The 19,299-nt window shown below is 67.9% G+C and carries 16 protein-coding genes; 14 read left to right on the forward strand and 2 right to left on the reverse strand.

Annotated features, from left to right (window positions below; all coding sequences use genetic code 11):
* Positions 1-22 precede the first annotated feature (22 nt).
* Both BN4252_RS02755 and ypfJ read right to left on the reverse strand, forming a co-directional pair.
* A complete protein-coding gene (locus tag BN4252_RS02755; RefSeq protein WP_066525147.1) occupies positions 23-736 on the reverse strand; it encodes a CBS domain-containing protein in 714 nt (237 codons plus the stop codon).
* 28 nt (positions 737-764) lie between these two features.
* Positions 765-1,691, reverse strand: coding sequence for a KPN_02809 family neutral zinc metallopeptidase (gene ypfJ / locus BN4252_RS02760; RefSeq protein WP_066525149.1), 927 nt, complete (start codon positions 1,689-1,691; stop codon positions 765-767).
* 920 nt (positions 1,692-2,611) lie between these two features.
* Between ypfJ and BN4252_RS02765 the strand changes: the two genes are divergently transcribed.
* From BN4252_RS02765 to BN4252_RS02830, 14 genes are all read left to right on the forward strand, one after another.
* On the forward strand, positions 2,612-3,961 hold the full coding sequence (locus tag BN4252_RS02765; protein ID WP_066524898.1) for an IS256 family transposase: 1,350 nt from the start codon (positions 2,612-2,614) through the stop codon (positions 3,959-3,961).
* A 444-nt stretch (positions 3,962-4,405) separates the two neighbouring features.
* Entirely contained in the window at positions 4,406-6,268 is a 1,863-nt protein-coding gene (gene aspS, locus BN4252_RS02770) for an aspartate--tRNA ligase (protein WP_066525154.1), read from the forward strand.
* Positions 6,269-6,379: 111 nt separating this feature from the next.
* A complete protein-coding gene (locus tag BN4252_RS02775) occupies positions 6,380-7,627 on the forward strand; it encodes a phosphotransferase (protein ID WP_066525156.1) in 1,248 nt (415 codons plus the stop codon).
* Between the two features lie 10 nt (positions 7,628-7,637).
* Positions 7,638-9,011 (forward strand): replication-associated recombination protein A, encoded by a 1,374-nt coding sequence (locus tag BN4252_RS02780; RefSeq protein ID WP_066525159.1) that lies wholly within the window; start codon positions 7,638-7,640, stop codon positions 9,009-9,011.
* 58 nt (positions 9,012-9,069) lie between these two features.
* A complete protein-coding gene (alaS, locus tag BN4252_RS02785) occupies positions 9,070-11,751 on the forward strand; it encodes an alanine--tRNA ligase (RefSeq protein ID WP_066525162.1) in 2,682 nt (893 codons plus the stop codon).
* 150 nt (positions 11,752-11,901) lie between these two features.
* Complete coding sequence (gene ruvX, locus BN4252_RS02790; RefSeq protein WP_066525165.1) at positions 11,902-12,405, forward strand: Holliday junction resolvase RuvX; 504 nt, start codon at positions 11,902-11,904, stop codon at positions 12,403-12,405.
* Positions 12,402-13,550 carry an endolytic transglycosylase MltG gene (gene mltG / locus BN4252_RS02795; RefSeq protein WP_066525175.1) on the forward strand — a complete coding sequence of 383 codons (1,149 nt, stop codon included), beginning with the start codon at positions 12,402-12,404 and terminating at the stop codon, positions 13,548-13,550. Before ruvX ends, mltG begins: the two co-directional genes overlap by 4 nt.
* Positions 13,519-14,388 carry a shikimate dehydrogenase gene (locus BN4252_RS02800; RefSeq protein ID WP_066525178.1) on the forward strand — a complete coding sequence of 290 codons (870 nt, stop codon included), beginning with the start codon at positions 13,519-13,521 and terminating at the stop codon, positions 14,386-14,388. The genes mltG and BN4252_RS02800 overlap by 32 nt, the downstream gene beginning before the upstream one ends.
* Before the next feature lie 10 nt (positions 14,389-14,398).
* A complete protein-coding gene (locus tag BN4252_RS02805; RefSeq protein WP_066525183.1) occupies positions 14,399-14,800 on the forward strand; it encodes a prepilin peptidase in 402 nt (133 codons plus the stop codon).
* A 30-nt stretch (positions 14,801-14,830) separates the two neighbouring features.
* Positions 14,831-16,063, forward strand: coding sequence for a chorismate synthase (gene aroC / locus BN4252_RS02810; RefSeq protein ID WP_066525185.1), 1,233 nt, complete (start codon positions 14,831-14,833; stop codon positions 16,061-16,063).
* Positions 16,056-16,586, forward strand: coding sequence for a shikimate kinase (locus BN4252_RS02815; RefSeq protein ID WP_066525195.1), 531 nt, complete (start codon positions 16,056-16,058; stop codon positions 16,584-16,586). The genes aroC and BN4252_RS02815 overlap by 8 nt, the downstream gene beginning before the upstream one ends.
* Positions 16,587-16,627: 41 nt before the next feature.
* On the forward strand, positions 16,628-17,680 hold the full coding sequence (aroB, locus tag BN4252_RS02820; protein ID WP_066525197.1) for a 3-dehydroquinate synthase: 1,053 nt from the start codon (positions 16,628-16,630) through the stop codon (positions 17,678-17,680).
* Positions 17,677-18,132, forward strand: coding sequence for a type II 3-dehydroquinate dehydratase (gene aroQ / locus BN4252_RS02825; protein ID WP_066525199.1), 456 nt, complete (start codon positions 17,677-17,679; stop codon positions 18,130-18,132). Before aroB ends, aroQ begins: the two co-directional genes overlap by 4 nt.
* Complete coding sequence (locus BN4252_RS02830; protein ID WP_066525201.1) at positions 18,119-19,210, forward strand: aminopeptidase P family protein; 1,092 nt, start codon at positions 18,119-18,121, stop codon at positions 19,208-19,210. The genes aroQ and BN4252_RS02830 overlap by 14 nt, the downstream gene beginning before the upstream one ends.
* Positions 19,211-19,299 lie beyond the last annotated feature (89 nt).

Below are 19,299 nucleotides of genomic sequence, written 5' to 3' on the forward strand. Positions count from 1 at the left end.
GGTCCCCGGCCGCCGCGGAGCGTTAGATCGCCTGCGTGAGCGCGGGGATGTCGGTGGGGCCGAGCACGGCGATCGGCCGCTGGTCCGCCCTCCCGTGCTCGGTAATGATGACCAGCCGCGGCCGCGCGCCGCTTTCGAACGGGGTGCTCAGCGCGTCGACCGCGGCGGCCGCCGTGGCAGTGCGGGGCAGGAAGACGGCTTGGTCGTGGCGGCCCGACAGCTCGAGGGCTGCGTCAATAGTGGTGGTGCCCACGGTGTCGCCCTCCGCCACCCACCGGACGATGGAGTTGGCGGTGAGCAGGCCCACGCAGGCCCCGCCTTCATAAATAGGGAACTGGGTGTGGCCGGTCTCGCGGATGGCCGCGAGCGCGTCGCGGACGCGGTCATCGGGGGAGAAGGTGACCACCTTGCCACCCTGGCCCACCACCTCGAGCGCGAGCGTCGGCCGCAGCAGCGAGTCACGCAGGTGCGCGATGTTATCAACCGTCTCCCGCAGCGGTTCCGCGATCGGCTTGAAATCCCGGTACTCGCTGTGGCTGATCGCGTTGCGCAGCTCCGCATACTCCTTCAGGTCGTCGGCTTGCTCTCGGCTCAGGATGCCGCGGTGAGCCGCCTGGGTGGTCATCCACTTAAAGGAATCGGACTTCTTCGCGCCGAGCTGCTCGCGCAGGAACGCCTCGATGGTGTTGAAGGCGGCGAGGAACTCGACTGCGCGGGTGGGGGTGGGGTGGTTCATTTCCAAGGGTGCGTCGACAAGCGATGCTCTAATCCCGGTACACGCCGCGGTTCAAGGTGTCGCACGCGGACATCTTCCCGGTTTGGTAGCCCGACATGAAGGCGCGGCTCCGCTCCTCGGAGGAGCCGTGGGTCCAGGCGTCCGGGTCCACGTCGCCGCCGGAGCGGCGCTGGATGTTGTCGTCGCCGATCGCGCGGGCGGTCTGGATCGCCTCGTTGAGCTGCTGGTCGGTCACCGGCTCCAGGATGTCCTGACGCTGCGCATAGTTCGCCCAAATGCCGGCGTAGCAGTCCGCCTGCAGCTCGATGGCGACAGCGGCGGAATCCTCGCCCGGGTTCTTGTAATCGCTCAAGCCGAGGGTGCCCTCGATGTTCTGGATGTGGTGACCCATCTCGTGCGCGGTGGCATACTCTTGGGCCAGCGGGCCCGCGCTGCCGCCCAGCTGGGTGAGCTGGTCGAAGAAGGAAACATCCAGGTACGCCGTCTCGTCGCGCGGGCAGTAGAACGGGCCCGTGTCGGAGGATGCATGGCCGCAGCCCGTGGTGACGCTGTTTTGGAACAAGTGCATGTTCGGCTCTCGGTACTCCAGACCCGCCTGCTCCGGCAGAACGTGGGACCAAATATCGTGCACCGACTCGAAGGTAGCGGCCGCGCGGCAGTCCGCGTACTCGTTCTGCGCGCCCGCCTGGTCACAGTGTTCTAGGTTGTAGCCGCCCTGCGACTGCGTCTGGTGCTGGCCCTGGTTCGGTGCCGGCTGCTGCCCGCCTCCCCCGAGGCCGCCGAACAGCCACAGCAGCACCAGCACCACGAGCACGGTGCCGAAGCCGCCGCCACTCAGGAGGATGGGTAGCGCAACACCGGCGCCGCGCGCCAAGCCGCCGCCCCCGCCGCCCGCGCCCGAGCTGGTTTGCACGGACCTGCCCGCGCCTTGGCCGTAATTACCCTTGAACGTCATGCCCGGTATTTTGCCAAACATCTGCCAGCCGTGTCTGAGACATGCGCTGCGGTGTGTGGGCTAGGCGGGGTGGTGCAGGTGTGCGGAGGGAATTGATGTGCGTGCGGGGTGCCGCGCTTTGTGTGGGCGGTGGGGGCAGTGCCTGCTGACGGCGGGCGTTGTGTGCGGATGGCGGGGATTATGCCGCGCATAGGGTTGGCGGGGATTATGCCGCGCATAGCGCCGGGGATTATGCCCGGCATAGGGACGGCGGGGATTATGCCGCGCATAGCGCCGGGGCTATGCCGCGCATAGGGACGGTTGGACGCTAGGTCCGGCATCGTAGTGGCGGGGATTATGCCGCGGATAGGGACGGGGCTATGCCGCGCATAGAGAAGGAGCTATGCCGCGCATTGAGGCGGCGGGTTTATGCCCGGCATAGAGTTGGCGGGGATTATCCCGCGCATAGCGACAGGACTGTGCCCCGCGTAGAGCTTCGGCGAGTATGCCCCGCATAGAGAAGGGGCTATGCCGCGCATAGCGACAGGACTGCGCCCCGCGTAGAGCTGCGGCGTTTATGCCCCGCATAGCGTAAGGATTATGCCGCGCATAGCGCCGGGCCTGCGCCCTGCGTAAAGCTGCGGCGACTATGCCGCGCATAGGGACGGTGGGGGCTACGCGCTGTATAAACGCGGGGATTATGCCCGGCATAGAGTCGGGGCTATGCCGCGCAAAGAGACGGCGGGGATTATGCCGCGCATAACGTAAGGATTATGCCGCGCATAAAGACGGGGCTATGCCGCGCATAGCGCCGGGACTGCGCCCCGCGTAAAACTGCGGCGACTATGCCACGCATAGGGGCGGTGGGGGCTATGCGCTGTATAAGAGAGTGTCAGGAAGTTTGTGTGTGAGGCTCTGATCTGAAAGGAGTTTCACCGATAATGACTACGGTGTCACCGAAGAAAGGCTATGACCCGTCGAGGGTCAACGCGATCAGCGAGAAGCTGATGGATAACCCCGAGCTCGCAAAGCTCATCGGGGAGCTCTCCACCTCCACCGACGACGCCAGTGAGCTGGTGAAGGGGCTTTTGCAGGCATCGATCAACGCTGGCCTGCAGGCGGAGATGGACGCCCATTTGGGCTACGAGCACTCCGACCGCAAAGCCAAAGCCCAGGTAGATACCGGTGATGGTGGTAACCACCGCAACGGGTCCTACACCAAAACCGTGGATTCTGGCTATGGCCCGCTGGAAGTGACCGTGCCCAGGGATCGGGCGGGGACGTTTCGCCCGCAGATGGTGCCCAAAGGTGTCCGCAGGCTCACCGAGCTTGATGACATGATCATCTCCCTGTACGCGGGTGGGATGACCGTGCGCGACATCCAGCACCACCTTGCAACCACCCTTGGGGTGGACATGAGCCCGGATACCATCAGCACGATCACCGACGCGGTGCTCGATGAGGTGATGCTGTGGCAGAACCGCCAGCTAGATGAGTTCTACCCGGTGATCTTCCTCGACGCACTTAGAGTCAAGATCCGCGACGGCCACCGCGTGGTCAACAAGTCCTGCTACATGGCCGTTGGCGTGGACATGGACGGCATCAAACACATCTTGGGGTTGTGGATCGCTGATACCGAAGGTGCCGCATTTTGGGCATCCGTATGCGCTGACCTTGCCAACCGTGGGGTGCAAGACGTGTTCATCGTCTGCTGCGACGGACTCAAAGGCCTGCCCGAGGCGGTCGAAGCGACGTGGCCGAATTCCATGGTGCAAACCTGCATCGTGCACCTGATCCGGGCGGCGAATAGGTGGGTGTCCTACCAGGACCGCAAACCCGTCTCCCGAGCGCTGCGGAAGGTCTACACCGCACCGAATGAGGACACCGCCCGTGCCGCCCTAGACGCGTTCGAGGCATCTGAGCTTGGGCGCCGCTACCCGCAATCGGTGAAGGTGTGGCGCGACGCGTGGGACCGGTTCGTGCCGTTTCTGCAGTTCCCTCCGGCGGCCCGCCGGGTGCTCTACACCACGAACTCGATCGAGTCGCTTAATGCTGAGTTGCGCAAAGCCACCCGGAACCGGGGCCAGTTCCCGAACGATACCGCGGCGTTGAAGACGTTGTGGTTGATGATTTGCAACATCGAAGACAAGCGCGCCGCCCAGCGGGCGAAGAAAGCGAAACGGGTAACCGAATCCAACGGCTATATTGAAGGGGCGAAAGCCACCGGGTGGAAACAAGCCATCAACCAACTAGCCGTGGCATACCCCGACCGATTCGCGGACTACTTGTAAACTAAGCCCCCGCACACAAACAATCGGACACTCTCCTGTATAACGCGGGGTCTATGCCACGCATAGCGAAAGGTCTATGCCTCGCATACAGCTGCGGCGACTATGCCTCGCATAGAGTCCGCGGCGACTCTGCCTCGCATACAGCTGCGGTGCCTATGCCGCGCATAGAGTCGGCGGTGACTATGCCCCGCATAGCGTAAGGATTATGCCGCGCATTGCGCCGCAACTGCGCCCCGCGTAGAGCTGCGGCGACTATGCCGCGTACAGAGATGCCGAGGCTATGCCCGGCATAATGCCTCGAGGATTGCGCGGGCGGTATTGAAACACGCGATTGAAATACGCGCGTGGCAGTCAAGGCACAGCGCCCCGCCAGGGTACGTGTGGGGAGCGCGCGGTAGACTTTGGCCGTTACTTTGCCCTCACGTGGAAGGACGTGGAATTACCGTGCTGCGCACACATCTTGCGGGCGATCTCCGCAAAGAACTCGACGGACAGACCGTGACGCTCACCGGGTGGGTCGCCCGCCGGCGTGATCACGGTGGTGTTATCTTCATCGACCTGCGGGACCGCTCCGGACTGGCTCAGGTGGTGTTCCGCGAGTCTGAGGTGGCTGAGGCCGCCCACGACCTCCGCAGCGAGTACGTAGTGCAGGTCACCGGCGTAGTCGAGCCCCGCCCGGAGGGTTCTGCGAACCCCAACCTCGCGTCCGGTGAGATCGAGGTCAACGCCACTGATCTCAAGGTGCTCAACAAGGCGGCGGCGCTGCCGTTCCAGATCGAGGATGCGTCCTCCAGCGAGGTCGGTGAAGAGACGCGCCTCAAGTACCGCTATCTGGACCTGCGCCGTGAGCGACAGGCGCAAGCGATGCGGTTGCGTGCGGCAGCCAACCAGGCGGCGCGCCGGGTGCTGGACAACCACGATTTTGTGGAGATCGAGACGCCGACGCTGACCCGCTCCACCCCTGAGGGTGCTCGAGACTTCCTCGTGCCGGCGCGCTTGAAGCCCGGCTCCTGGTACGCCCTTCCGCAGTCCCCCCAGCTGTTCAAGCAGCTGCTCATGGTGGCTGGCATGGAGCGCTACTACCAGATCGCCCGCTGCTACCGCGACGAAGACTTCCGCGCGGACCGCCAGCCTGAGTTCACCCAGCTGGATGTCGAGGCCTCCTTTGTGGATCAGGACGACATCATCCAGCTCGCCGAGGAGATCCTGGTAGCGCTGTGGAAGCTGATCGGGTACGAGATCACCACGCCGATCCCGCGCATGACCTACCGCGAGGCCATGGAGAAGTACGGTTCCGATAAGCCGGATCTGCGCTTCGACATCCCTCTGGTGGAATGCACCGAATATTTCAAGGACACCACCTTCCGCGTGTTCCAGGCGGAGTACGTCGGTGCAGTGGTGATGAAGGGCGGGGCCTCGCAGCCGCGTCGTCAGCTGGACGCTTGGCAGGAGTGGGCGAAGCAGCGCGGTGCAAAGGGTCTCGCCTACATCCTGGTGCAGGAAGACGGCGAGCTGGCCGGCCCCGTGGCCAAGAACATCACGGAAGAAGAGAAGGCGGGCATCGCTGAGCACGTCGGCGCGGAGCCGGGCGACTGTATCTTCTTCGCGGCGGGCGAGACCAAGGCGTCCCGTGCGCTGCTGGGCGCTGCCCGCGGCGAGATTGCCCGCAAGCTGGACCTGATCAAGGAGGGGGACTGGGCATTCACCTGGGTTGTTGACGCGCCGCTCTTCGAGCCAGCGGCCGACGCCACCGCCTCGGGCGACGTTGCGTTGGGCCACTCCAAGTGGACGGCCGTGCACCACGCCTTCACCTCGCCGAAGCCGGAGTACCTGGACAACTTCGAGGAGAACCCGGGCGAGGCGCTGGCGTACGCGTACGACATCGTGTGCAACGGCAACGAGATCGGCGGCGGCTCCATCCGTATCCACCAGCACGACGTGCAAAAGCGCGTGTTCGAGGTCATGGGCATCACTGACGAGGAAGCCGAGGAGAAGTTCGGGTTCCTGCTTGACGCCTTCCAGTACGGTGCGCCCCCGCACGGCGGCATCGCGTTCGGCTGGGACCGCATCGTATCCCTGCTCGGCGGTTTTGATTCGATCCGCGACGTCATCGCGTTCCCGAAGTCCGGCGGCGGCGTGGACCCGCTGACGGACGCGCCTGCCCCGATCCCGGCGGCGCAGCGTGCGGAGACCGGCGTGGACTTCAAGCCGAAGAAGCAGGCCGACGGCGCGCGCCGCAACGAGGTCACCCTCGACAACGGGGCGAAGGACAACGAGGCGGAAGCGGCCGGCGCGGCCCAGCAATAACCCAGCAATAAACGAGCAATAACTACGGCGACGGCGGCTGAAGCGGTGCCGCCGGCCCACCGTCCAGCCCGGCGCGGGGATGTGGCAAGGGCGCGACGAAGGAGCGAGTTGATGGAGCAGGACGCGGTGTTGGCCGCGGCGGAGGACATCCTCACCCGCCGCTACGGCGGGTCGCAGAAACTGACGGATGCCACGCGCTTAAGCGGATCCGGGCTCGCCGGGGTGTACCGCGCCCGAGTGACCACCAACCCCTTCCTGCAACACCGAACCGTGGTGGTCAAACACTCGCCCGAGACCGGCTACGCGCTCGAGGATGCGGCGTTCCTGCGGGAGGTGGTGTCCTACCAATTCACCACGTCGCTCCAGAGCGAAATTAGGCCGGGCCCGGTGCTGCTGGGCTACGACCTTCAGGCCCGCACCATTATCATCTCGGACTCGGGCGACGGCGGCACGCTGGCTACGCTGCTGGAACAAGCGGACGAGGACCAACACACGCAGATCCTGCGCAGCCTCGGCACCGCGCTGGGCCGGATGCACGCCGGCACCGCGGGCAAGGAGGCTCAGTTCGAGGTCCTTTTTCGCCGGTTGACGCGCGAAAAAGCAAGCGAAAGCACCGGCGCAGAGCAGGTGCAGCAGCTGCGGGACCGGCTCCTTGCGCACCGTATCCGGCTGGGGTTAGCGATGCTGAGCCGGGCCGGCCTCGACGTGCCCAACGAGGTGCGGGTGACGGCGGGGAACATCCAGAACCGGTTGCTACGCGGCGGATTGCGCGCGTTCACGCCGTTTGACCTCTCGCCGGACAATGTCATCCACACCACTGAGGGGCTGCAGTTCCTCGATTACGAGTGGGCGGGTTTCCGCGACGCGTCTTTCGACGTCGCCTTTGTGGTGGCGGGGTTCCCGCTCTATATTTCGCCCCGTCCGTACAACGACGTGGCGGCGCAGGCGTTCATCGATGCCTGGCTGCGCGAGGTGCGCGGGACGTGGCCTGCGTTGAACAACGAGGACACGCTGCATGCGCGGATCACGGGCGCGCTGATCGGCTGGGCGCTGTCCAGCCTGTCGGTGCTCAACACCGTCGCACTTGCCGAGCTCGCGGCCGCCGACGCAGACCTGGCTGCCGAGTTCGCGTCGGCGGGCGTGGACATCGAGGAGGACGTGGAGGACGCCGAATTCGAGGCGGTGGGCGACGTGCTGCGCCCGGCGAGCGAGGGGCCGTTCACGCCGGAGGAGGCCGTGGTGCGCCAGGACCTGCGCGAGACGTTCAACGCGCTGGCGGGGTACGCGGGGACGGGCAGCGACCCGGCGTATCTGGTCATCGCCGATTTCGCCAGGCACGTGGCGGGGCGGCTGGGGTAGCGGTGGCGCGATGACGCAGGGAGGTTTGTTTTCGGGGGATGGTTTGGAGGGGGCGTCGGCAAGCAAAAAGGCCCAAACCCCGGCTCGCGGTGCGAGCTTCTTCGACGTTGGGGCGGACGCGCCGCTGGCGGCGAGGATGCGCCCTCGCAGTTTGGACGAGATTGCTGGGCAGCGCCACCTGCTCAGCGACGGCAAGCCGCTGCGGCGGCTGGTGGAGGGTTCCGGCGCGGCGAGCGTGATCCTCTACGGTCCGCCCGGCACGGGCAAGACCACCATCGCGAGCCTTATTGCCAAGGCCATGGGGCAGAACTTTGTGGGCCTGTCCGCGCTGAGCTCTGGGGTAAAAGAGGTGCGGCAGGTGATCGACGACGCGCGGCGCGACCTGGTGCGCGGGGAGAAGACCGTCCTGTTCATCGACGAGGTGCACCGCTTCTCCAAAACTCAGCAGGATGCGCTTTTGGCCGCGGTGGAGAACCGCACGGTGCTGCTCGTGGCTGCGACCACGGAAAACCCCTCCTTCAGCGTGGTTGCGCCGCTGCTGTCGCGCTCGCTGCTGCTCAAGCTCGAGCCGCTCAGCGAGGACGACGTGCGCGGCGTACTCCAGCGCGCGGTGGAGGATGAGCGCGGGCTGAAGGGGAGCATTTCGCTTGCCGACGACGCCCTGAACCAACTCGTCCTCCTCGCCGGCGGCGACGCACGGCGGGCGCTGACCTACCTGGAGGCGGCCGCGGAGGCGGTGCCGGCCGGCGGGACTGTGACCTTGGAGACGGTGCGCGACAACGTCAACCGCGCGGTGGTGCGCTACGACCGCGACGGGGACCAGCACTACGACGTGACCAGCGCCTTTATCAAATCCATCCGGGGTTCCGACGTGGACGCGGCGCTGCACTACCTGGCGCGGATGATCGAGGCGGGCGAGGACCCGCGCTTCATTGCTAGGCGGCTGGTGATCCACGCCTCCGAGGACATCGGTATGGCGGACCCAACCGCGCTGCAGACGGCCTCCGCGGCGGCGCAGGCGGTGCAGTTCATCGGTATGCCGGAGGGGCGCCTGCCGCTGGCGCAGGCCACGATCCACCTGGCCACCGCGCCGAAGTCGCCCTCGGTGATCAAGGCGATCGACTCGGCGCTGGCGGACGTGCGCGAGGGCTTCGCCGGGCCAGTGCCCGCGCACCTGCGAGACGGCCACTACGAAGGCGCGAAGCAGCTCGGCCATGCGGTGGGCTACAAGTACCCGCACGACGACCCGCGGGGCGTGGTGGAGCAGCGCTACATCCCGGAGGGGATGGAGGACCGCGTCTACTACCAGCCCACCGGCCACGGCGCGGAGAAACGCATCAAGGAGTACCTGGGCAGGCTGCGGCGGATGGTGCGGGGCGCGTAGCGCGTGGGGGGTAAAGTGTGCACGGATTGCAATCGCCAGTGAAAGGACCGTAGACACCGTGCAGACTCATGAGATCCGGGAGCGCTTTACCAACCACTTCGTCGCCGCCGGGCACACCGAGGTGCCGAGCGCGTCGCTGATCCTCGATGACCCGACGCTGCTGTTTGTCAACGCTGGCATGGTGCCGTTTAAGCCCTACTTCCTGGGGCAGCAGACCCCCCCGTTCGAGAACGGCACGGCCACCTCCATTCAGAAGTGCGTGCGCACCCTGGACATTGAGGAGGTGGGCATCACCACCCGCCACAACACCTTCTTCCAGATGGCGGGCAACTTCTCCTTCGGCCAGTACTTCAAGCAGGGCGCCATCGAGCACGCGTGGTCCCTGCTCACCGGCGCGGTGGAGGACGGCGGCCTGGGCCTCGACCCGGAGCGCCTCTGGGTGACGGTGTACACCGAGGACGACGAGGCGGCGCAGATCTGGGAGCAGGAGATCGGTGTGCCGGCCGAGCGCATTCAGCGCATGGGGATGGAGGACAACTTCTGGTCCATGGGCATCCCCGGCCCCTGCGGGCCCTGCTCCGAGATCTACTACGACCGCGGCCCGGAGTATGGCGCCGAGGGTGGCCCGCTGGCGGACGACAACCGTTACATGGAGATCTGGAACCTGGTGTTCATGGAGTCCATCCGCGGTGCCGGCGACAAGAAGGGCGGCTTTGAGATCCTCGGCGAACTGCCGCACAAGAACATCGATACCGGCCTGGGCGTGGAGCGCGTGGCCTGCATCCTCCAGGGCGTGGACAACGTGTACGAGACGGATCTGCTGCGACCCGTGATCGACGTGGCCGCGCAGCTTACCGGTACCCAGTACGACGCGGGCAACCCGGCGGATGACGTGCGCTTCCGCGTCATTGCGGACCACTCCCGCACCGCGATGATGATCATCCTGGACGGCGTGACCCCGTCCAACGAGGGCCGCGGCTACATCCTGCGCCGCCTGTTGCGCCGCATCATCCGCTCGGCCCGCCTCCTCGGCGCGCAGGGCGAGGTGATGGAGCCGCTGATGAACACCATCATGGACTCGATGACGCCGTCCTTCCCGGAGATCGCCGACAACCGCGACCGCATCCTGCGCGTCGCCCTGGCGGAGGAGCGCGCATTCTCCCGCACCCTGGAGTCCGGCACGCACCGCTTCGACGAGACAGCCGACACTCTGCGCGCCACAGGCGCGACCACCATCACCGGCGATCAAGCCTTTGAGCTGCACGACACGTACGGCTTCCCCATCGACCTCACCCTCGAGATGGCGCGGGAGGCGGGCCTGGACGTGGACATGGATGCCTTCAACGCCGCGATGGACGAGCAGCGCAACCGCGCGAAGGCGGACAACAAGGCGAAGAAGATCGGCAACCGGGACGAGTCCCTCTACCGAGAGTGGGTGGACAACCAGCCCACCGAGTTCGTGGGCTATGACCAGCTGGAGCACGACGCGACCGTGATTGGGCTTGTGCGCGGCGGCGAGAAGGTCTCCGAGGTGAAGGCGGGCGACGAGGTGGAGGTCATCCTCGACGTCACCCCGATGTACGCGGAGGCCGGCGGCCAGATGGCGGACCGCGGCCGCCTGGTTATGGGCGAGACCGTGCTCAACGTGGGCGACGTGCAGCGTATCGGCAAGAAGCTGTGGGTACACAAGGCCACGGTGCAAAACGGTGGGCTGGATTTGGGCTCCACCGTCACGGCCGAGGTGGACGAGGCGTGGCGTCACGGCGCCCGCCAGGCGCACACCGCCACCCACCTCATCCACGCCGCGCTGCGCCAGGTGCTCGGCCCCACCGCCGTGCAGGCCGGCTCCCTGAACAAGCCCGGCTACCTGCGCTTCGACTTCAACTACACCGAACCGCTCTCGGAGCAGCAGCTGGAGGAGATCGCCACCATCACCAACCAGGCGGTGGATGCGGACTTCGCGGTGCACACCATCGAGACCTCCCTGGAGGAGGCGAAGGCGATGGGCGCGATGGCGCTGTTCGGCGAGAACTACGGGGACCGAGTGCGCGTGGTGGAGATCGGCGGGCCGTTCTCCATCGAGCTGTGCGGCGGCACCCACGTTGCGCACTCCTCCCAGATCGGCCCGGTGGCCGTGCTGGGCGAGTCCTCCGTGGGCTCCGGCGCCCGCCGCATCGAGGCGTACTCGGGTATGGAGTCCTTCCGCTACTTCTCCAAGGAGGCGGCGCTTGCATCCGGCCTGGCTACGGAGCTGAAGACCCCGTCCGAGCAGCTGCCGGAGCGCATCGCGCAGCTGACCGAGCGCCTGCGCAGCGCGGAGAAGGAGATTGAGACCCTCCACCGCCAGCAGCTGTTGTCCCAGACGGGGGACTTGGCGGCCAAGGCGCAGCCGGCCGGTGAGTTCACCCTGGTGGCGGAGCACCTGCCTGCCGGTATCGGCACCGGCGACCTGCGCACCATGGCTAGCGACGTGCGCGGCAAACTCGGCGGGCAAAACGCCGTGGTGGTGCTCGCCTCCGAGGACAACGGCAAGGCCGCGTTCGCGGTGGCCGCCACCAAGCAGGCGGTGCAGGCGGGCGTGAAGGCCGGCGAGCTGGTCAAGGCGCTCGGCCAGTACGTGGACGGCAAGGGCGGCGGCAAGCCGGACCTGGCGCAGGGCTCGGGCGCGAACCCGCAGGGCATCGACGCAGGTCTCGGGGCTATCCGCGACATCCTAGCCAGCGCCACCGTGGCCCCCTAGCCCCCGCCGCACGCGCTGCCCGGGCGGGTCGCATAACGAATTGGTTACGTGACACGCCGGGGTTCGGGTGCGAGGGTGCGTCGACAAGCTATAGCGTTACGTGTGCGGCAGCCTCCCGCTGCCTGAACACCAACCGTAGAAGCGGGGAGCATGAAGGTACAGCCAGACACGCCCGGGGTTTCGGACCCGGGGCCCGGTAGGCGCATCGGCGTCGACGTGGGCACCGTGCGCATCGGTGTGTCTGTGTCCGACCGCGACGCCGTGCTGGCCACGCCGCTGGAAACCGTCAAGCGCGTCACCGGGTTCAAGGACCGGGACGGTGCCGACATTGACCGCCTGGTGGAGCTCTGCGAGCTGTACGAGGCGGTGGAAGTGGTGGTGGGCCTGCCCCGAGACCTGCAGGGCAACGGCTCCGCCAGCGTCAAGCACGCCAAAGAGATCGCGTTCCGCATCCGCCGCCGCACCGGCCTGCCCGTGCGGATGGCGGACGAGCGGCTGACCACGGTTGTGGCCGCCAACGCCATGCGCGCCGCCGGCACCAGTGAGCGCGCCGGCCGCCGGTTCATCGACCAGGCGGCGGCGGTGGAGATCCTGCAATCATGGTTGGACGGCCGCACCACGCACCTGAGAGACCTCAAGGAGAACGAATCGTGACCACCCAGCGCAGCGCACGGGGGCGCACCCGCCGACTCGCCGTGTTGATCGCCTCGATCTTGCTCATCATTGGGCTCATCGCATGGATCGCGATCGCTCGCAACAACTCCGCGGCGGACTTCGCCGGCGCCGGCAACGGCGAGGAGCAGATCGTGGAGATCCCGGAGGGCTCGTCGCTCTCCCAGCTCGGCCCCGAGCTGGAGAAGCGCGGCATTGTGGCCACGGACGGCGCGTTCCAGACCGCGGCGGCCAACAACCCGGACTCTGACAGCGTCCACCCGGGCTTCTACCGTCTCCAGGGGGAGATGAGCGCCGAGTCCGCCGTGGCGGCGCTGCTCGACCCGGCGAACAAGATCACCCCGCTGCAGGTGTACGGCGGCGCGACGCTGATGGATGTCAACGTCATTGGCGGCCCGGGTCGCCCCGGCATCTTCAGCATGATCCAGGAGGTCACCTGCGCGGGTAGTAACACGGCGAACTGCGTGGACGTGGAGAAGCTGAGCAAGATCGCGGCCGACGCGGATCCGGCCTCGCTCGGGGTGCCCGATTGGGCGCAGCAGGTGGTGGCGGCGCGCGCGGGCGACGCGAAGCGCCTCGAGGGGCTCATCGTGCCGGGTGAGTACATCATCGACCCGGGTTCCAGCGCCGAGGAGATCCTCACCGACCTGATTACCAAGTCTGCGAAGGTGTACAACGACACGGGCATTGTGGACCGCGCCAAGGACGTGGGCCTGTCGCCATACGAGCTGCTGGTCGCGGCATCCCTGGTGGAGCGCGAGGCTCCGGCGGGCGAGTTTGACAAGGTCGCCCGCGTGATCCTGAACCGCCTGGCGGCGCCGATGCGCCTCGAGTTCGACTCCACCGTGAACTACGGCCTGCCGCAGGTTGAGGTGGCCACCACCAAGACGGACCGCGAGCGGGTCACGCCGTGGAACACCTACGCCATGGACGGCCTGCCGCAGACGCCGATCGCGTCGCCCTCGCTCGAGGCGATCGAGGCGATGGAGCACCCGGCGGACGGCAACTGGCTGTTCTTCGTCACCATCAACAAGGACGGCACCACCGTCTTCAACGACACCTTCGAGCAGCACCTCGAAGACACCCAGCGCGCGTATGACTCCGGCATCCTCGACTCCCAGCGCTAGCCCCGCCACCGGCCGGGCGGCCGTGCTCGGATCGCCGATCGCCCACTCGCTCTCCCCGGTCCTGCACAACGCGGGCTACGCCGCGGCTGGTTTGGGCGGCTGGAACTACACCCGCATCGAGTGCACCGCCGAGGAGCTGCCCCGCGTGGTAGGGGAGGCCGCCCCGGAATTCCGCGGCTTCTCGGTGACCATGCCCTGTAAGTTCGCGGCGCTCGAGTTCGCGGATGAGGCCACCGGGCGAGCCCGCGCCATCGGCTCCGCGAACACCCTGGTGCGCACCGCGCAGGGGTGGCGCGCGGACAACACCGACTGCGAGGGCCTCCAGGCCGCGCTCGCAGAGCTCACCCGCGGCGAGCCGGTGCGTCGCGCGGTGGTGGTGGGCGCCGGAGGCACCGCCCGCCCCGCGCTCTGGGCGCTGCGCGAACTGGGCGCGGAGCAGGTCACCGTGATCAACCGCTCTGACCGCTCGGGCGAGCTGGCCGAGCTCACCGAGGGCGTGGACGTGCGCTTCGCGGACTTCAGCGCTGACCTTGCGGGCTTCACCGCCGAGGCGGACGCGGTGATCTCCACCGTGCCCTCGGCGGCGCTCGCGGAGCACGTCAATGCGCTCGCCCACGCCCCGGTGCTGGACGTGATTTACGACCCGTGGCCCACCCCGCTCGCGGTGCGCGCCGCGTCCCACGGGTACCGCACCGTGGGTGGGCTGGTCATGCTCGCCGGCCAGTCCTACTCGCAGTTCGAGCAGTTCACCGGTGTGGAGGCACCCCGTGCGGAGATGCGCGCGGCGCTGTTCGCGCACGTGGCCGCCCGCCGCGCGGAGGCGGAGGCGCAGCGCTAGGCTTCCCCGCATGGGGATCGGGGGAGTGGCGCTCGCCGCCGCGTGGAGCGTGGGGCTTTCGCTTGTCGACGCCACCACCCACCGCCTTCCCAACCCCCTCACCGTGCCGGCTGCCCTGTGCGCCGTGGTTGCGTGCGCGGTCCACCCGCAGCTCGCGTGGGGCCTTGTCTGGCCCGCCGGCTACCTGCTGCTGGGGCGCGGCATCGGCGGCGGGGACATCAAGCTCGCGGCCCCGCTGGGCGTGGCCGTCTGCGCCCTCGCCGGGCTGCCCGGGGTGCTCGCCGCCGTGGCCCTGTCCGGCCTGCTTACCGCCGTCGCCGGGTTACTGCTGCGGGTACCGCGGGTGGCGCACGGGCCAGCGATGATCGCCGCCGCGTGGATGGTGCCGGCGCTTTGGCACCTCTGGGCCTGACGCACGCGCGCGGTGTGAGACAATGCTGGCATGCTTCGTTGGACCACTGCCGGGGAATCCCATGGGCAGGCACTTGTAGCGCTGATTGAGAACATGCCCGCCGGCGTGCCGGTGAGCAAGGACGAGATTGCCCACCAGCTGGCCCGCCGCCGCCTCGGCTACGGCCGCGGCGCGCGCATGAAGTTCGAGGCGGACGAGCTGACCATCCTTTCCGGTGTGATCCACGGCCTAACCATCGGCGGTCCGATCGCCATCATGATCGGCAACACCGAGTGGCCGAAGTGGACCACCATCATGTCCCCGGAGGCCGTGGACATGGAGGACCCGGAGGTGGCCAAGGCGATGGGATCGGGCCGCGGCGCCAAGCTGACGCGCCCTCGTCCGGGGCACGCGGACTTCGCCGGCATGGTCAAGTACGGCTTCGATTCCGCCCGCCCGGTGCTCGAGCGCTCTTCGGCGCGCGAGACTGCGGCACGGGTGGCCGCCGCCTCGGTGGCCCGCTCGTTCCTGCGCGAGACGCTCGGCGTGGAAGTCTTCTCCCACGTCGTCTCCATCGGCGAGTCCGCCCCCTACGCCGGGCCGCTGCCCGGTTTCGCGGACATCGAGGCGATTGACGCTTCCCCGGTGCGCGCCTACGGCAAGGACGCTGAGGCGGAGATGATCGGCGTGATCGAGGCCGCCAAGAAGGACGGCGACACGCTCGGCGGCGTCGTCGAGGTGATCGTGGATGGCCTGCCCATCGGGCTCGGCTCCCACATCTCCGGCGAGCACCGCCTTGACGCGCAGCTGGCCGCGGCGCTCATGGGCATCCAGTCCGTCAAGGGCGTCGAGGTGGGCGATGGCTTCGAGGAGGCGCGCCGCCGCGGCTCGGAGGCGCACGACGAGATGGTGCGGGACGAGCACGGCCTGCGTCGCCTGAGCAACCGCGCGGGCGGGCTCGAGGGCGGCATGACCAACGGCGAACAGCTGCGCGTTCGCGCCGCGATGAAGCCCATCTCCACCGTGCCCCGCGCGTTGCAGACCGTGGATATGGCCTCCGGCGCGGCTGCCACCGGCATCCACCAGCGCTCTGACGTGTGCGCGGTGCCGGCGGGCGGCGTGGTGGCCGAGGCAATGGTTGCGCTCGTGCTCGCGCGCGCCGTAACAGAGAAGTTCGGCGGCGACAGCCTGGAAGAGGTCAAGCGCAACATCGCGTCCTACAACGAGTACGTGGCTGAGCGGCTCGCATTCGGCGGGGCAGGAGAGGGTGAGGCTGATGTCTGATGCGGCCCCGATGGTGAGCTCGTCGCCGCGGGTGGTGCTGGTAGGACCGCCCGGCGCCGGGAAGAGCACGATAGGACGCCGGCTCGCCAGCGCGCTGAACCTGCCGTTGGTGGACTCGGACACGCTGATGGAGCAGGGCGAGGGCAAGCCCTGCGGCGAGATCTACACCGAGCTGGGGGAGGAGCGTTTCCGCGAGCTCGAGGCCGGGTACGTGGCGCGCGCGCTGGCCACCGGGGGCGTGGTGAGCCTGGGCGGGGGTGCGGTGCTGACCGAGTCCACCCGCAAGCTCCTGCAGAACCACACTGTGGTGTGGATCGATGTCAGCCCGGAGGAGGGCATCCGCCGCACCGCAGGGGACACCACCCGCCCGGTGCTCAACGCCGAGGACCCGGAGCAGCACTACCGGGACCTGCTCGCCGCGCGAGAGCCGTTCTACCGCGAGGTGGCTAAGCACCGCGTGCGCACCGACTCCCGCCCGCCGCAGGGAGTGGTGGCGCAGGTGCTCAGCTTTATCGATTCCTAAACCCGCTTCCCACCCCGATACTCAGCTGAGGAAGGAGCCCCATGGCAGCGATCGAAGTCACCGGGCCGAGCCCGTACACCATCCACATTGGACAGGACGCCACCTCGGACGTCGCTGGCTTTGTCAAGTCCACGGGGGCCCGCAAGGTGGCCATCGTCCACCAGCCCCCGCTCGGCGCGGTGGCGCGCAGCATCGCGGCGGACCTGACGGCACTCGGGCTCGAGCCGCACGCCATGGTGGTGCCGGACGCCGAGGACGGCAAGGCCCTCGGCGTGGCTGAGCAGCTGTGGGACCAGCTCGGTGCCGCCGGCTTCTCCCGCCAAGACCTGGTTATTGGCCTCGGGGGCGGCGCGGTGACGGATTTGGCCGGCTTCGTCGCCGCCACGTGGATGCGCGGCATCAAGGTGGTGCAGGTGCCCACCACGCTGCTGGCCATGGTGGACGCCGCGGTGGGCGGCAAGACCGGCATCAACACCGCAGCCGGCAAGAACCTGGTAGGCGCGTTCCACGAGCCGGCGGCCGTGTTCATCGACTTGGAGCGCGTGTACACCCTGCCGGAGGAGGAGCTCGTCTCCGGCTCGGCCGAGCTGATCAAGACCGGTTTCATCGCCGACCCCCGCATCTTGGAGCTTTACCGCGACGGGGCGGACAAGCACTGGGCGGAGCTCATCGAGCGCTCGGTGGCGGTCAAGGCGTCGGTGGTCAGCCAGGATCTGAAGGAGGCCGGGCTGCGGGAGATCCTCAACTACGGCCACACCCTGGGCCACGCCATCGAGCGCCGCGAGCGCTACGAGTGGCGCCACGGCAACGCCGTCGCCGTCGGCATGATGTTCGCCGCCAACTTGGCCAGGGGGCGCGGGCTTATCGACGACTCCCTGCTCGCGCTCCACCACGAGATCCTCACCTCGGTGGGGCTGCCCACCACGTACGAGGCCGGCGCATTCGACGAGCTGCACCAATCCATGACCCTGGACAAGAAGAACCGCGACGGCCGCATCCGTTTCGTGGTGCTCGACGGGCTGGGCTCGTGCACGCGGCTGGAGGACGCGACGGTGGAGGAGATGCGCGCGGCCTACGAGGAGATCGCGCGGTGAAGGTTCTGATACTCAACGGCCCCAACCTGAACCGGCTGGGCAAGCGCCAGCCTGAGGTGTACGGCACCACCACCCTCGCCGATGTGGAGCAGATGGTGCGCGAACGCGCCGCCGAGCTCGGCGCGGAAGTTGTGCTTCGCCAGTCCAACCACGAGGGCGAGCTGATCGAGTGGGTGCACGAGGCGGCGGACGCCGGCTGGCCCGTGATCATCAACCCGGGCGGGTTCACCCACACCTCCGTGGCCCTGCGCGACGCCCTTGCCGAGGTGGCGGACGGCGCCGGCTTCATCGAGGTTCACATTTCCAACGTGCACGCCCGCGAGCCGTTTCGGGCTCACTCCTACCTCTCGCCGATCGCCCGCGGGGTAATCGCCGGCCTGGGCGTGGACGGCTACCTTTTGGCCCTGGAACACTTTGCCCGCAGTGAGGGGGGAACAGATGTCGCTCGCTGACACCCGTTTTGAGACGCGCCGCCGCACGCTCGCTTCCGAGCTCGCCGCGCAGCGCATCGACGACATGCTGCTGACCCACCTCACCCACGTGCGGTACTTCTCCGGCTTCACCGGCTCGAACGGTGCGCTTATGGTGTCGAAGGACCGCAGCGCGGCGATCGCCACCGACGGCCGCTACACCACCCAGATCGCGGCCGAGGTTCCGGACATCGAGGCCTCGATCACCCGTGCGGTGGCCACGGGCCTGCTCTCGCGGGTGGCGGAGGGCCACCGCGTGGGCTTCGAGGCGGACTTCGTCAGCGTGGCGCAGCTGGCCAAGCTCGAGGCGGCGTGCCCGGAGGGCGTGACCCTGGTGCCGATCTCCGGTGCGGTGGAGGAGATCCGCCTGCGCAAGGACCGCTTGGAGCTGGATCGTCTTGCCGAGGCGGCCTCTCTGACGGTGCAGGCGCTCGAGCAGCTGCTGGAGGCGGACGGGGTGCGCGCCGGCCGCACGGAGCGCGAGATCGCCGCGGACCTGGAGTACCGGATGCGCGTGCTCGGCGCCGAGCGGCCCAGCTTCGACACCATCGTCGCCTCCGGGCCCAATTCGGCCATGCCGCACCACTCGGCGGGGGATCGGGTGCTTCAGCGCGGCGACTTGGTCACCATCGACTTCGGCATGCACCGCCTCGGCTTCAACTCGGACATGACCCGCACGTTCGCCATTGGGGAGCCGGAGGAGTTCCTGCGCGAAATCTACGACGCAACGCTGCGCGCCCAGCTCGCGGGTATCGAGGCAGCCACCGCGGGGCAATTGCTTGTCGACGTCGACCGGGCCTGCCGCGACATCATCGCCGAAGCCGGCTTCGGCGAGTACTTCGTCCACTCCACCGGCCACGGCATCGGCCTGGACGTGCACGAGGCGCCCTACGCGGCCAAAACCGGGACCGGCGAGCTGGCCGAGGGCATGACCCTGACCATCGAGCCGGGCATCTACGTGCCGGGCCGGGGCGGGGTGCGCATCGAGGACACGCTGATTATCACCGCCGGCGCGCCAAGGGTGATCACGCGGTTCCCCAAGGACCTTATTGTGCTGTAGCATTGTCGTGTTTGATCGCTTCTCCGGCCTGGGTGGGCCCGGGCTGGGGCGGTCGCGTCCAGTCGCGCAAGCGAGATCCGAGCTGACAA

The sequence above is a fragment of the Corynebacterium bouchesdurhonense genome (genome assembly GCF_900078305.2).
GTDB classification, from domain to species: Bacteria; Actinomycetota; Actinomycetes; order Mycobacteriales; family Mycobacteriaceae; genus Corynebacterium; species Corynebacterium bouchesdurhonense.

Coding starts and splice junctions, on each gene's coding strand:
- BN4252_RS02755 (WP_066525147.1), bottom strand. CDS start 736: ATGAACCACCCCACCCCCACCCGCGCAGTCGAGTTCCTCGCCGCCTTC.
- ypfJ (WP_066525149.1), bottom strand. CDS start 1,691: ATGACGTTCAAGGGTAATTACGGCCAAGGCGCGGGCAGGTCCGTGCAA.
- BN4252_RS02765 (WP_066524898.1), top strand. CDS start 2,612: ATGACTACGGTGTCACCGAAGAAAGGCTATGACCCGTCGAGGGTCAAC.
- BN4252_RS02775 (WP_066525156.1), top strand. CDS start 6,380: ATGGAGCAGGACGCGGTGTTGGCCGCGGCGGAGGACATCCTCACCCGC.
- BN4252_RS02780 (WP_066525159.1), top strand. CDS start 7,638: ATGACGCAGGGAGGTTTGTTTTCGGGGGATGGTTTGGAGGGGGCGTCG.
- ruvX (WP_066525165.1), top strand. CDS start 11,902: ATGAAGGTACAGCCAGACACGCCCGGGGTTTCGGACCCGGGGCCCGGT.
- BN4252_RS02800 (WP_066525178.1), top strand. CDS start 13,519: ATGACTCCGGCATCCTCGACTCCCAGCGCTAGCCCCGCCACCGGCCGG.
- BN4252_RS02805 (WP_066525183.1), top strand. CDS start 14,399: ATGGGGATCGGGGGAGTGGCGCTCGCCGCCGCGTGGAGCGTGGGGCTT.
- aroC (WP_066525185.1), top strand. CDS start 14,831: ATGCTTCGTTGGACCACTGCCGGGGAATCCCATGGGCAGGCACTTGTA.
- BN4252_RS02815 (WP_066525195.1), top strand. CDS start 16,056: ATGTCTGATGCGGCCCCGATGGTGAGCTCGTCGCCGCGGGTGGTGCTG.
- aroB (WP_066525197.1), top strand. CDS start 16,628: ATGGCAGCGATCGAAGTCACCGGGCCGAGCCCGTACACCATCCACATT.
- BN4252_RS02830 (WP_066525201.1), top strand. CDS start 18,119: ATGTCGCTCGCTGACACCCGTTTTGAGACGCGCCGCCGCACGCTCGCT.